At 61.7% G+C, this 13814-nt stretch carries 13 protein-coding genes; 7 read left to right on the forward strand and 6 right to left on the reverse strand.

All coding sequences use genetic code 11. From position 1 onward, the window contains the following. Window positions 1-309 precede the first annotated feature (309 nt). Window positions 310-1548, forward strand: coding sequence for an ROK family protein (locus ACIQLF_RS06370; protein WP_400295771.1), 1239 nt, complete (start codon window positions 310-312; stop codon window positions 1546-1548). A 460-nt stretch (window positions 1549-2008) separates the two neighbouring features. Beyond that, entirely contained in the window at window positions 2009-2635 is a 627-nt protein-coding gene (locus tag ACIQLF_RS06375) for a hypothetical protein (protein ID WP_400295773.1), read from the forward strand. Between the two features lie 725 nt (window positions 2636-3360). Here the strand turns inward: ACIQLF_RS06375 and ACIQLF_RS06380 are convergent. The 3 genes from ACIQLF_RS06380 to ACIQLF_RS06390 form a co-directional block, all read right to left on the reverse strand. Further along, window positions 3361-4581, reverse strand: a complete 1221-nt coding sequence (locus ACIQLF_RS06380; RefSeq protein ID WP_400296392.1) for an NADP-dependent isocitrate dehydrogenase — start codon at window positions 4579-4581, stop codon at window positions 3361-3363. A 74-nt stretch (window positions 4582-4655) separates the two neighbouring features. After that, complete coding sequence (locus ACIQLF_RS06385) at window positions 4656-6500, reverse strand: phosphoenolpyruvate carboxykinase (GTP) (protein ID WP_400295776.1); 1845 nt, start codon at window positions 6498-6500, stop codon at window positions 4656-4658. A gap of 290 nt (window positions 6501-6790) precedes the next feature. Next, window positions 6791-6967 carry a hypothetical protein gene (locus tag ACIQLF_RS06390; RefSeq protein WP_400295779.1) on the reverse strand — a complete coding sequence of 59 codons (177 nt, stop codon included), beginning with the start codon at window positions 6965-6967 and terminating at the stop codon, window positions 6791-6793. An 88-nt stretch (window positions 6968-7055) separates the two neighbouring features. Here ACIQLF_RS06390 and ACIQLF_RS06395 point away from each other — a divergent pair, with 88 nt between their 5' ends. The 4 genes from ACIQLF_RS06395 to ACIQLF_RS06410 all read left to right on the forward strand — a co-directional run bounded on the left by ACIQLF_RS06395 (window position 7056) and on the right by ACIQLF_RS06410 (window position 10926). Next, window positions 7056-7430: an ArsR/SmtB family transcription factor gene (locus ACIQLF_RS06395; RefSeq protein WP_400295782.1), complete on the forward strand. Its 375-nt coding sequence runs from the start codon at window positions 7056-7058 to the stop codon at window positions 7428-7430. After that, the gene (locus tag ACIQLF_RS06400; RefSeq protein ID WP_400295784.1) at window positions 7427-9088 is read left to right on the forward strand and encodes a SulP family inorganic anion transporter; all 1662 of its coding nucleotides are present in this window, start codon (window positions 7427-7429) and stop codon (window positions 9086-9088) included. Before ACIQLF_RS06395 ends, ACIQLF_RS06400 begins: the two co-directional genes overlap by 4 nt. A 242-nt stretch (window positions 9089-9330) precedes the next feature. Beyond that, entirely contained in the window at window positions 9331-10314 is a 984-nt protein-coding gene (locus tag ACIQLF_RS06405; RefSeq protein ID WP_400295787.1) for a beta-ketoacyl-ACP synthase 3, read from the forward strand. A 399-nt stretch (window positions 10315-10713) separates the two neighbouring features. Then, complete coding sequence (locus ACIQLF_RS06410) at window positions 10714-10926, forward strand: hypothetical protein (protein WP_400295790.1); 213 nt, start codon at window positions 10714-10716, stop codon at window positions 10924-10926. Between the two features lie 572 nt (window positions 10927-11498). On the opposite strand, the gene ACIQLF_RS06415 is transcribed toward ACIQLF_RS06410, so the two are convergent. The 3 genes from ACIQLF_RS06415 to ACIQLF_RS06425 form a co-directional block, all read right to left on the reverse strand. Further along, window positions 11499-12089, reverse strand: a complete 591-nt coding sequence (locus ACIQLF_RS06415; RefSeq protein ID WP_400295792.1) for a copper resistance protein CopC — start codon at window positions 12087-12089, stop codon at window positions 11499-11501. Window positions 12090-12104: 15 nt separating this feature from the next. Then, the gene (locus ACIQLF_RS06420; protein ID WP_400295795.1) at window positions 12105-12794 is read right to left on the reverse strand and encodes a YcnI family protein; all 690 of its coding nucleotides are present in this window, start codon (window positions 12792-12794) and stop codon (window positions 12105-12107) included. A gap of 62 nt (window positions 12795-12856) precedes the next feature. Next, entirely contained in the window at window positions 12857-13084 is a 228-nt protein-coding gene (locus ACIQLF_RS06425) for a hypothetical protein (RefSeq protein ID WP_400295798.1), read from the reverse strand. A 140-nt stretch (window positions 13085-13224) separates the two neighbouring features. Between ACIQLF_RS06425 and ACIQLF_RS06430 the strand changes: the two genes are divergently transcribed. Continuing rightward, entirely contained in the window at window positions 13225-13464 is a 240-nt protein-coding gene (locus ACIQLF_RS06430) for a hypothetical protein (RefSeq protein WP_400295801.1), read from the forward strand. The last annotated feature ends 350 nt before the right edge of the window (window positions 13465-13814 follow it).

Raw genomic sequence — 13814 nt, forward strand, 5'->3', positions numbered from 1 at the left:
CACCGGTGCTGTTTCTCGGGAGGAATGCTTCCGCGCGCTGAATTCGATCGGCGACGGCTGGCCGGCCGACCTCGAGCGGGAGGACGCTGGCATGGACCGGCGGCTCGGAGCCCCCGAGACATTGGCCTTCGCAAAAACCTAATGCCTTCGCCACGCCGAGGGCCGCGTTCGACTTGGCCAACAAGGCGCAATAAAATTGGGCACCTTATGCGGTTGAGTTTCTGCGCCCCGCCTGCACGTGTGAACGATGCAGCCTCCGGCCCACACAGTGCAAGCGTCGTTCCAGGCGAGTCCCGAGAGGTGGTCTGAGTGGTAGTCCCCGAACCGACCTTAGCCGCCCCGGCACGCACCGGCAGCAACCTCGACAACGTCCGCCGGAGCAACCTGGCCGCGGTGCTGGGCATGGCCTATGCACGACGCAGCGTGTCCCGGGCGGAAATCACCAGGGCCACGGGCCTGAACCGTTCCACCGTCGGCGGCCTCGTGGCCGAGCTGGTGGAGCTGGGGCTTGTCGAGGAACGCGAACCCGTCGCCACGCACCACGCCGGCCGGCCCAGCCCCGTGATCGCCCCGCGCGAAAATATCGTGGCCATCGCGGTCAATCCGGAGGTAGACGCCGTGACCATCGGCCTGGTCTCGTTGTCCGGCAAGGTGCTCAGGCGCATCCGGCACGACAACCCCCGGATCCCGACCGCGGAGGAAGTCGTCGACATCGTCGCCGAGGCTGTTGCGGACATCGCCGGCGAACTGCAAGGTTCCTTCCGAACGGTCGGCGTCGGGCTGGCCGTTCCCGGTCTGGTCCGAGAACAGGACGGCACGGTTGTGCTTGCCACCCATCTGGACTGGCACAACGTGCCGCTTGCCGGCATGCTCGGCACGGCGCTGGGGCTTCCCGTGGCGGCGGCCAACGACGCTTCGACAGGCTACATGGCGGAAACCCTGTTCGGGGCCGGCCGCGGAGTCCGCAACCACGTTTATCTCAACGGAGTTGCCAGCGGCATCGGCGGCGGAATGGCAGTCGACGGGAGGATTCTCAAGGGCGCCAGCGGTTTCGCCGGCGAATTCGGCCACACCCTGGTCAACTCCGCCGGCAATCGATGCCACTGTGGCGCCCGGGGCTGCCTGGAAACCGAGGTTCGCCAGGAAGAACTGCTTGCAGCCCTGGGACTAGGCAGCTCAGGGCTTGAGAGACTGGAAAGCTCGCTCCTCGAACAGGTTTCTCGTCCGGAGGGCCCCGATGCCAAAGTCCTGGAGGTGGTGCACCGGCAGATGGAATTCCTCGCCGACGCCCTGCGCGGCACCGTGAACGTCTTCAACCCGGAACTCATCATCCTTGGCGGGTTCCTGGGCACCCTGTTCTCCGCCGACCCGCATCGGATGGCCGGGTTGGTGCAGTCCCGCGCGCTAAAGGGACCGAGTGAAGACGTCCGCTTTGCGAGGGCCGAGCTGGGGGCCGACCTGCTCCTGGTGGGCGCGGCCCACTTGGCCTTCTCCCCCTTCCTGGCCGACCCGGCAAGCTTCTTGACGCCCCACGGCGCGCCGGCGTAGGGAACCGCCGGGCCGCCGCTGCCGGCTTACCGGTCGCCGGTGTCGTTGGCCCTGCCAGCCTGCGAGGAAACAGCGGCCCTATGGTGCGTGTCTGGTCCCTTCGGGTGCCGGCAACCGCTCGGCTTCTAGCATCAAGCCATTACCGACCTGATGTCCCCCTTGCCACGAACGACTATTGGCGGGACGACGTTTCTCGTCGACGAGGAACGCCCCGTGGCCTTGGTCCGCCGCAAAGCCATGCCTGATTTGTTTCTCACATGGCCGGAGCTTGATGCCGGGCTATTTGCCCCTGCAGGTGTCGGTATGCCCGGCGTCGGATGCGCTCTGGGTGTTGTATGAAGGCGGTCATGACGGAGGCACGGATAGCTACACGGATCTGCAAGGCCCTGCCATCGTGGCTGCCGCGCGAATAGGCGTGAATGGATCCGTGGGTTTTGTTCGCGCGGAAGGAACCTTGGTAATGAGAGCAACACGCGCCGGGCTGTGGACAGGGACCTCCTTCTGCGAACACATCGACGACAGATATTTGGGCGGTGAACAGCCGACTGACTGGGCAATGCCGACCATGCTGCAAATCCACCTGCCGGGGCATCCGACACGAACGCTGGAAGTCGATCGCTACGTCAACGCCGTACGAGAAGAAGACCAGGAACTTGTGCTGTTCGTGACTCCGTCGCCGCCCGTGGCCCACCACGCCTCCGAGATGATCAGCTACGAATACCGGTGCACCGCGCTGGAATTGGGTCCGGTTGACCAATTGCCCGAGCACGTGAAATTCAGGGACTTTGTTCCCCGGGGATGGGGAACCCCTGTTGCACCTGAGCGGCTCGGCCTTGACAACGACCCCTTCGGTCCGACACATGATTCCACACGAATCGACCTTTCCGCGGTAGTCGGGTCCCGCTGGAGACACATGGCCCTGACCGATGTGCAGAAGGCGCAGGCAGTGAAGGCGTTAACGGATCAGTTGGGGACGCCGATACCTATTGGCGGGCGGCAGGTGGAACGACCAGTCCCCTCGCGGACGGTGTCCGCGAAACCCACGTCGACGCCGTCGGGGAATGACCCAAAACTACAGTCCATTTAACCTGCCGCCACCCCTACTACCCCGCCACCTCTACTACCCCGCCGGCCGGATCCGGCGCAGCATCAGGGTTTTCGACGATGCAGGACGCGTCAAATTCGATCGCTACGCAGGTATCGGATTCATGGAAGATCTCGACACCCATGCACTCCCGGACGTTCGTGAAGCGAGGGACGGGATCCTGCAGGCCTGACCTTGCATTTCCGTATGGAAGGATGCCCGTTCTGTTCCCCGGGGAACTCGCGAGAACCGTTGCCGTCGGCGCCGCAGGAAGGTCCCGGACAGCCTCGCGAGCGTCGCGAGCCACGGATGAAATGTCCAGGAGAACGAACGACACGGATGGCGTGTACCGTCACGGCATCGCTTTGTTCATCGACGGACTTGTCTGTCATTTTGCCTACTGGATATTGGCCGGTCGGGTCGGGAAGGCTCCCGTTGCCCGGAGAACGCCCCGCGTGGATCGCTGCGGCAGGCGGCCATTCCCGGAGATGGTCTTTCAAGCGAAGAACGTCACGGCCACGAGCGCCACCACGACGGGAATCAGGAATGCGCCAACTTGCAACGTGCTGCGTCTCCAAAGCTATCTTCACAGCGGCCTCGAACCAGCCTGCTCTCGTCACCGCACCATGCGAGCGCATGGTCGCACCCTGAACAACCGATCGACAGCGGTGTTCAGGGTGCCGTGAGCCGGACCGCTTCCGGGCGTACTCACTACTTTTCAGGCCGGATCATCGATCCAGACGTGACTTCAAGCGCGCATCAAGTTCTGCGAGAAACTGTTCCGTCGTCAGCCATTCCTGGTCCGCTCCGACCAAGAGAGCCAGGTCCTTGGTCATGAACCCAGCTTCGACGCTCTTGATGACGGTGTCTTCCAGGGTCAAGGCAAACCCGACAACGGCCGGAGTGCCGTCCAATGTTCCGCGGTGGATGAGCCCGCGGGTCCACGCAAAGATGGAGGCGATGGGGTTGGTGGAGGTTGGTTTGCCTTGCTGGTGCTGCCGATAGTGCCGGGTCACGGTCCCGTGCGCTGCCTCGGCCTCAACGGTTTTTCCGTCCGGGGTCATCAGGACGGAGGTCATCAGTCCGAGCGATCCGTAGCCTTGGGCGACGGTGTCGGATTGGACGTCACCGTCGTAGTTCTTGCAGGCCCAGACGTAGCCGCCTTCCCACTTCATGGCCGATGCGACCATGTCATCGATGAGCCGGTGCTCGTAGGTCAGCCCACCCTGATCATATAGTTCCCTGAATTCGGTGTCGAACACTTCTTGGAACAGGTCCTTGAACTGTCCGTCGTAGGCCTTGAGGATGGTGTTCTTGGTGGAGAGGTAGACCGGGTACTGCCGCTTGAGTCCGTAGGCGAAAGAGGCGCGGGCGAAGTCGCGGATGGAGTCGTTGAAGTTGTACATCCCCATTGCCACGCCGCCGCCTTCAGGGTAGGTGACAACGCTTTGGTGGATTTCTTCACCTCCGTCGGACGGGGTGAACGTCATGGTGAGGGTGCCGGGACCCGGGATCTTGAAATTCGTTGCTTTGTATTGGTCGCCAAAGGCGTGGCGGCCGATGATGATGGGTTTGTTCCACCCGGGAACCAGGCGCGGGATGGTTGAGATGATGATCGGTTCGCGGAAGACCACGCCGCCAAGGATATTGCGGATGGTTCCGTTGGGGGACGCCCACATCCGTTTCAGGTCGAATTCCTCGACGCGGGCCTCATCCGGGGTGATGGTCGCGCACTTGATTCCGACGTGGTGCTTCTTGACGGCGTATGCCGCATCCACCGTGACTTGGTCGTCGGTGGCGTCGCGGTTCTGAATGGACAGGTCGTAGTACTCCAGATCCATGTCCAGGTAGGGAAGGATCAGTTTGTCCTTGATGTTCTTCCAGATGATGCGAGTCATTTCGTCCCCGTCGAGTTCAACGACGGTTCCGGTGACTTTGATTTTTGGAATCATGTGGTTTCCTGAGTTTCTGGTGTCCCTGCAGAGGTGATCGCAGGAGCACCGGGTTTCCGCGCGGTTGCGGCCTAGCTGATGGACAAGGATCGGGTGAAGCGTTCGGTGAGCCCGTCCAATTGGGCGGATAGTTGTGTCGGCAGGGAGTCGCCGAAGCGTGCGTACCACTGCTTGATGCTCTCGAGTTCCTGGTCCCATTCTTCGGGGTCGACGTCCACCGCGGTGCGCAAGTCCTCGTTGGTGACATTCAATCCGGTCGTGTCGAGGGCTCCGGGAGCCGGGACGTAGCCGATAGGTGTTTCGATGCCGCCGGCGGCACCTTCGATCCGTTCGATGGCCCATTTGAGGACGCGGGAGTTTTCCCCGAAACCGGGCCAGAGGAACTTCCCCGCGGCGTCGCGGCGGAACCAGTTGACCAGGAAGATATGCGGCAGCTTTGAAGTATCCGTCGATTTGCCGACGTCCAGCCAGTGCTGGAGGTAATCGCCGGCGTCGTAGCCGATGAACGGCAGCATCGCCATCGGGTCGCGGCGGACGACGCCGACCTTGCCTGCCGCAGCCGCTGTCGTTTCGGAAGACAGGGTCGAGCCCATGAAGACCCCGCTGGTCCAGTCGCGTGACTGGGTGACCAACGGGATGGTCGTCTTGCGTCGGCCCCCGAAGAAGATCGCGGAGAGGGGAACCCCGTCGGGGTCGCCATATTCGGTTGCCAGGATGTCGACCTGGCTGATGGGGGTGCAGAACCGTGAATTGGGGTGTGCTGCAGGCTCGCCGCTGGCCGGCGTCCATTCTCTGCCGGTCCAGTCCGTCAGGTGTTCCGGCGTTTCTTCGGTCATGCCTTCCCACCAGACGCCCCCGTCGTCGGTCAGTGCAACGTTGGTGAAGATGGTGTTGCCCTTGGTGATGGCAGCCATGGCGTTGGGGTTGGTGTGCCAACCGGTTCCCGGCGCGACTCCAAAAAGTCCCGCTTCGGGGTTGGTGGCCCTCATCCTGCCGTCTTTTCCCACGCGAATCCAGGCAATGTCATCACCCAGGGTCTCGACCCGCCAGCCCTCGACGGTGGGGTTCAACAGGGCCAGATTAGTCTTGCCGCAGGCGGACGGGAAAGCTGCGCTAATGAAATGCGACTGCCCTTCGGGGTTGGTGAGCTTGAGAATGAGCATGTGTTCGGCCAGCCAGCCCTCCTGCCTGGCCATCGCCGAGGCAATGCGCAGCGAGTAGCACTTCTTGCCCAGAAGGGCGTTGCCCCCGTACCCGGAACCGTAGGACCAGATCGATTTTTCTTCCGGGAAGTGGACGATCCATTTTTCCGCATTGCACGGCCAGCTTACGTCTTCCTGCCCCGGTTCCAGCGGTGCGCCCACGGAATGCAGGGCGGGAACAAAGTCGGCGTTCAACTGGTTCATTTTGGCCAACACTTCGGACCCGGAACGCGTCATGATGTGCATTGATGCTACGACATACGCGCTATCGGTGATCTCCACGCCGAACTTCGGATTTTCCGACTCCAGATGCCCCATGACGAACGGGATGACATACATGGTCCTCCCGCGCATGGAGCCCGTGAACAGCCCCCGCAGCTTCTCTTTCATGGTGGCCGGGTCCATCCAGTTGTTTGTGAACCCGGCGTCTCGTTCCTTATCGGAACAGATGAACGTCTGTTCTTCTACCCGGGCGACGTCGTCCGGGTCGGAGAATGCGGCAAAGGAATGGGGGAATTTTTCTTCTGCGAGCCGTACCAAGGTGCCGGCACCGACAAGCTCATCGGTGAGGTTCCGGTACTCGGCTGCGGAACCATCAACCCAATGGATCTTCCCCGGGGTGGTCATGGCGGCGACTTGCTCGACCCATTGCAGCAGGCGGGCAGGGGCGTTGGGCGTGAAACCTCGGACTGTGGGTTCTGTGAAGCTATGCATGATCGTCTTCTTTCCTTCTTGTTTCGGTATCGGACGCCGGGAGGGTGCCTTGCGGCTTAGGTATCGCAAGTGAATGAGGTGCGCCGAGGTGCCGTTGTTTCCAGCCGTTTGGACTCAAACTTTCTTGATCCGGTGTATCGATTGCGCTTCGCCCGTCTGGTCCGTGCCAGCTGAGCGCCCTATTCGTCGTTGAATCCGGTGCTCGGCGCATCTAGGGGAGCAGTCAAATCAGCACGGTGAGCGATCTTGTGCAGTGGCTGGTTCTTGGCTGGGTTTTGGGAAGCGATCCTTTATGGATCGAGTCTGGGGACAACCACAAAGGGGATGAAAAATGCCAGCGTCACGCCGAGGAGGCCTCCGAAGAACACGAGTCCCTCCCATTGCGGGATAGACCATGCTTCGCCGATGAGGTAGATCCCCCCGACAAAAAGCACAAATGAGACCAGAAAGACGAGGACGTTCTTCATGTGTTGCGACCAATCGATGAATGGGTGATTACATCATCTTACAACATTGTGATATGATCAAATCATCAAATCGCGAGAGGGTTCAACCGTGGAACAATACTTTGACGCACAGCGGCCCCTGTATGAGGTGAAGGCGAATCTCTTCAAGGGCCTGTCGCATCCAATACGGGTCAGCGTGCTGGAGGTCCTGGCCAGAAAAGACGAGGCTTCGGTGGCGGATTTGCTCACGAGCACCGGGCTGGAGGCCTCGCACCTGTCCCAGCACCTGTCGGTTCTGCGGCGGCACAACCTTGTGGTTGCTGAACGGCGCGCCAGCCAAGTGTTCTACCGGCTGGCCTATCCACAGGTAGCGGACCTTCTTCGCGTGGCCCGCACCTTGCTGGGAGAAATCCTGAAAACCACGCACGAACAGCTCGCCACGAGCGCCAGCTTGCCCGAAATAGTTCGAGATGTCAGCAAGTGACAAGATTCCCCACCGCCCTTCGTTCTGTGGCAACGTTGCTGCCCAGTTGGCGTGATTACCGCCAGCTGCCCAAGACCTGGCGGCAGGACCTGCTGGCCGGCGTGACCGTTGGAATCGTCGCGCTACCCCTGGCGCTGGCATTTGGGGTGAGTTCCGGGGCCGGAGCCGAGAGCGGGTTGATTACCGCAATCATCGCCGGCATCGTCGCGGCAGTGTTCGGCGGCTCCAACATCCAGGTGTCGGGTCCTACGGGGGCCATGGTGGTGGTCCTTGGCCCGGTCGTGGCAACCCAGGGCCTTGGAGTGTTGGCTGTGGTTTGTGTGATGGCTGGCCTCATTGTTGTGGCGGCGGGACTACTGCGCCTGGGTAGGACGATCACCTATATACCGTGGCCGGTGATCGAGGGATTCACGCTTGGCATCGCCATGATCATTTTCCTCCAACAGGTCCCCTCGGCTTTCGGTGTACCCTCCGGGCCAAGCAGCAATGCCTTTATGGCCGCTGCGCAATCCTTCCAAACCGTGGACGGGGCAGCCGCCTGGGTTCCCTTGTTGGTTGTAGCCGTGGTTATCGCCGTGATGGTCATTGCCCCGCGCATCCACAAGGCCATCCCCGGGTCGATCATCGCGATCATCATCGTCACCGTGGGGGTGAACATGGCCCAGCTTCCCGTCGCGACCATTGGGGCATTGCCCGATTCCCTGCCAGCACCCCGGCTCCCCTCAGCGGACTGGGAAACCCTAACGGCCCTTATGGGGCCCGCCCTCACCATTGCTGCGCTGGCCGCAATCGAATCCCTGCTGTCGGTTCGGGTTGCGGCCTCGATTTCAAACACGGGACCCTACGATGCCGACCGTGAACTCGTAGGCCAGGGCCTCGCCTCCGTGGCCTCCGGCTTCTTCGGTGGCATGCCGGCGACCGGGGCCATCGCCCGAACGGCAGTGAACATCCGCGCCGGCGGGCGCACCCGCATGTCGGCAATCGTCCATTCAGGTGTCTTGATTGTTGTCATTTACGGCGCAAGTGGCGTCGTTGGGAACATTCCCCTCGCCGCACTGTCCGGTGTGTTGATGGTCACGGCGGCCAGGATGATCTCGATTGCCACCGTGAAAACAATTGTCGGATCCACCAAATCAGATGCGCTCGTCTTCATCGTCACTGCGCTGATCACGGTCAGCATCGACCTGATCTACGCGGTGGGCATCGGCATTGCCGTCGCCGCATTCTTCGCACTGCGGGCCTTGGCGGAATCCGCCGGGGTGCACCGAGAAGAGATTCCCCTTCCAGAAGAACCCGGGGACGAACACATAGCCGTTTTCCGTCTTGACGGCGCATTGTTTTTCGGGGTTGCCGAACGAATTCTTTCCCGCGTCGGCAAAATCGAGGACGCCACCGTGGTCATACTGCGTATGTCGCAGCTCCAGATCCTCGACGCCACTGGGGCACAAGTCATCACCGAGCTCATGCAAGGACTGGAACGACGCGGAATCACCGTGCTCATCAAGGGAATCCGTCCCCAGCACCTGCGCCTGGCCACCAGGATCGGTGTCATCTCATCACTGCGGCACGAGAACCATCTCTTTGACACGCTCGAAGACGCGGTGGAGCACGCCCGAAGCCATGTCCGAAGGGCCGCCAACGACCGAAAACCTGCCTGAACAAAAGAGGAGAAGATTCGCTGGGAACGCTGGTCGATCCCAGCGGAGCCGAAAACGTCGGGACCCATGGAGCCTCAATAACGGCAAAAAGCAGGAATCTATTCAACGGGCGTGCTGGCGGATCGGGCATCGGGTCGGCCGTGCGCCAACCAAATTCGAATCCGGGCTCAAACACGCAAACGCCGCCCATAATCAGCACTAACCCCGCGCAACAGCTCACGCATTGACACGATGGAGTCACCATGAAGTTACTGAAGAGTCTTGCTGGATCCCAAGTCATCGGTTTCGGCCACTACCAGCCAGCGAACCAGATGACCAACCACGATATCGCCAAAATGGTCGATACCACCGATAAGTGGATCCAGTCCCGGACTGGTATCGTCACCCGGCACATTGCCGAACAAACCGAAACCGTCGCAGACATGGCTGCCGCCGCCGGAGCGCATGCCCTCACCGACGCAAGCGTCGACATCAACCTTGTCGACTTGATTATTGTGGCCACCACCACTGCCGCTGATCGCACGCCGAATACCGCAGGACGTGTCGCCCAAGCTCTGGGTGCGCTCTCGCCGGCAATCATGGACATCAACACGGCCTGCTCGGGATTCTGTCACGCACTTGCCATTGCGGACAGCGCCATTAGGACCGGTAGCGCCACTGTCGCTCTCATCATCGCTTCCGAGAAACTTTCCGCCGTCACTGATTGGACGGATCGCGGCACCTGTATCCTTACCGCCGACGGTGCCGGTGCCGTCATCGCCACGGCCAGCGATACCCCCCGCATCAGTTCCGTCTCTTGGGGATCCGATAACCGCATGACCGACACGGTGAGAATCCAAGCACCCGGCAATCGGTTTGAGCAAGACGGCCAAACCGTGTTCCGGTGGGCGATTTCGGACGCTGCCAAACACGCCAATAGAACCATCGAACAGGCCGGCTACACCCTCGATGACATCGACGTCCTCGCCGTTCACCAAGCCAACCTGCGGATCATCGAACCCCTTGCCAAGCGTCTTGGACTTGAGCACAAGATCGTCCTGACCGACGTCTCGGACTCCGGCAACACCTCCGCAGCCAGCATTCCCCTGGGCCTCTCCAAATGGTGGCACAACGGCAAAATACCCGCCGACGCTCTCACCCTCCTTTTCGGTTTCGGCGGTGGCTTCGCCTACGCCGGCCAACTCATCCGCACCCCAGCCAGAACTCCGCACCATTCCAACCAATAAGACAAGGAAACCCGCCCTCCAACTCGCGCATTCCGCTACAGGGCGTCCGTGTTGGAGGCTTTCACCTACCTGGGGATTCTTCATTCGTAGTGTGGTTCAAAACGATGGCAGGCTCAACGGGACATGGCACCACTCCCGGCTGATGCCTATGGCCCTTGGATGAGGCCACCGAGCATGCAGTTGATCATAGGGCAGCACGAAATCGCCTGGGGCAGATGGAGGGCCAGTGGAACCTTCAAGCGTGATCGCTCACGAGTTGAGGGTCTCACCGTCCACGATTCTGCGTCTCCCCTCCACCCCAAGGAACCCCCTCCATCGATCCCGCCCCGGCAACACCCCACGTCTAGGAAGACCGCACCACCCGGCCCTCGACCACCGAATCGGAATGGAATACATGATATGGACTTCTATCTGAAGAATATTCAGGCAGCCGCAGCCCGGAACTCGCCCTGTCAGGCCTCTTCGACGCCGAATTATTCCGGAACGGAGCACACCGCACTGGTGCTGGCCTTGTGTAAGGCAATGGCCGCCCAAGTCCCGGCCGCAGACGCCGCTGCAGCGGCGGGCCTGAGCGTGTCTGAACTCTTCAACACCCTGCGGGGCCACCCCTGATTCCTATCATCCGAGCCAAACGTGTCCGCTCAGGAGATCCCCCTGACAACCCCCTGTTGCTCTTCGTTTTCGCAGGAAGTTTCGCTTAGGCCGGCAACGTGATATTCCCCGTAACTGGACTCATTTTTTGACCCATCACCGACACACAAATCGCCGACACGGATAAAGGAAACAACGCATGTCACTGCCCAACGAACTCCAGGACACGGTCCGCGCCGCACACTTGCTCGTCCGCTCCGCCGAAAAATGGAACAAACTCTCCGAGAAGGTCCACGGAGCCAGAGCCAACGGCGACGAACATCTACTCGACGACGCCCGAATGTTTCACGTCAGAGCATGGCCCTCCGTCGCCCGGAGCATCCTTACCGAACCATTCGAGGGCAACGGCTCACCATCGCCCCGGCCACCGCTACCTGGGGTATCGCGACCCTGAGCAACGGGAAACGCAGCTGCCAACCGCAACTTACCCGACAGACAGAGCCATTACCGCGCCCATAGGCAGTGTCGGCCCGGTCTCCGTGTCTGTGAGGGATCGGCTTTCAAGAGCCGGTCCCTCCCAGCGGTTCCACATATCAAACGGACCCGTTTTTGTCCGAACGCCGGCGGGCCACCCGAATAATGATGGCCGCCAGTACCAGCAGCACCGCGACCGACCCGAGGACCGACCCTAGGGGGAACTGGCCAGATGCCGGTAATTCCGGCACTTCGAACAGGTCAGCGGTCGATTGTGGCCCAGCTGCCGGCGAAGAAGGCACTCCTGCGCCGCCGGAATTTGCGGTGAACCCGAAGGTTCCCTCAATGGGATGCCCGTCCGAGGACACCACCCGCCAGACCACAGTGTAATCCCCGCCCGGGGCGTCGGAACCGACGGATTGGCTGACCACGTTGTCCACGATTTTGACCTCGCCGATGGCCCAGTCCTTGCCGCTGGCATCCTTCACAAGGACGTTGGTTCCTATGGCCAAGGGCATGTTGCTGAAGGTCAGGTCGATGACGTCCGGCATCTCCTTCACCATCTGGCCGTCTTTGGGGTTCGCTCCGGTGAGGCTGTCGTGGGCGGATGCCGCCGAGACCGGGGCCAGCAGAGCGATCGCAACGAGGACCACTACGGTCAGGGACTGGCGGATCGCTCTCGGGACGCTCGGTCCGTGCTGCCTTGGCAATTCCGTGTCCCCGGCTTACTTGCCGGACGTCTTGCGGGTGCGGCCTAGGGCGATCCCTCCGGCGACCAATCCCAGCACTCCCGCGCCCAGTCCCAGGTAGCCGGGGATCGGTGAAGCACCGTTGTCCGAAGCAGGCACGGACTGGGCGTTGTCACCCGCGTGGTGTCCGTCCGCGGTGGCCGCTGTCAGTGTGTAGCTCGGGGCAGGGGCCTCGAGCTCGTGCGGGTCCTGCCCTGCGGCCGGCATCTGGGACCAATCGGCCTTGCCCTTTTCGCGGGCCTGGAGCGTTGGGAATGCGAGGATTTCGCCTGCCTTGTCGGGATTCTTGACTTGGATCTCAAACGCCATCCGGTAGCCGTCTTCCAACGAAGTCTTTGCCGTGTAGATGATCTTTCCGGTGTGCTTGGTGATGGTGGATCCATCCCCGGTGGTCAATGGTTCATTCAGCTTCTCCTCGATCTTCTTCACGTCCCAGCCGGGGTAAATGGTGGGTTTGGCGTCGGCGATGGATTCGGGGATGTTGATGGTGAAGCTGGTGGTGGGTGATCCTTCGCAACCGTGTGAGGCGGCGACGGTCAGCACGGAATATGCGCCTACGTCGGTGGTGTCAGGTTTGACGGTGACGTGGGCGCTGGCCGAGGCAAGTCCGACGGCCATCAGGCCGGCGGTTGCCGCGGATACAAGGAGGGTACGACGGAGTTTCATGGCATGCCTTTCGCTGTGCGCGGCCCAAGATGGCCGGCACTAAGAGTTGGAAGAAGTTGCAATCAGCGAAAGGTCGGTGGGCCGCGCAGCGGCGGTGATATGAGGAATGGCACGGCATACAGGCGGTGTTCCTGAACAACCGCGTCGACCCGAACCGGCGGGCGCACGGGGGAAAGCCGCAGCACCGTGAAGAGCGGGCGCAGCCACTCCGCCACCGCGTAAAGCGCCTCTTCGCCACGGGTGATGAGAATGGCGGTTGCCAGGGTCGCAATCACGTGGGCCGCGAACATGGTGACACCGCCCCGCCCTCGACAGCATGCTGGTGTGATTCGGCGGACCCGACGGTACATGTCAGCGCGGCCGAATGCCCAAGGTGGGTGGAAGCCGAGGCGCACACCATCCTGGTGGTGGTGCTGAGAAATCCGAATGCATGGTGGAGCGCGAACTGCCCTCCACCCAGGACCGCCAGCAAGGCCGGAAGCCCCAGCGTCCGCTTGGCGACGACTATTGCGAGAAGCATGGTCAGGGCGGCAAACCCGACAAGGACACCGGGGTGCGGCAGGGTTCCGCCGCCACCCATGTGCGCTCCGGCGGAGAGAACCAGAACAACGACGCTCACCACGGCGGCACGGAGCATGCGCACATGCCGATCCTGCATTGCCGCCCCTAATTTCTATCGAGCGTAAAAGTCGCTCCCGATTTTAGGGGTTGGCCAACAAATTGGCTCCATCGGTCCGTAACACTACGGCGACAAAACACGCCGGCACAGCGCTTGGCGGGTGACACCGCGATCCGTGCACGGGACACCGGCCTTGGTTTCGGGTTGGAATTATCAGGGCACACATTCGGCCGTGAAGCCCGAAAAGCAATACCCGGGCTCTCGTCTCCATGCAACGGGCACAATCCAGCTCCCTGCTCCCGGCGAATACTATGTGCGGGGTGCAACGGTCCAGTCCTCATGGTCGCTGGCCGGGCCCGACCACTGCGGCCGCAGGCATCCAGAACTGATTTCGCGGACGA

The organism is Paeniglutamicibacter sp. NPDC091659, assembly GCF_044756805.1.
Classification (GTDB): domain Bacteria; phylum Actinomycetota; class Actinomycetes; order Actinomycetales; family Micrococcaceae; genus Paeniglutamicibacter.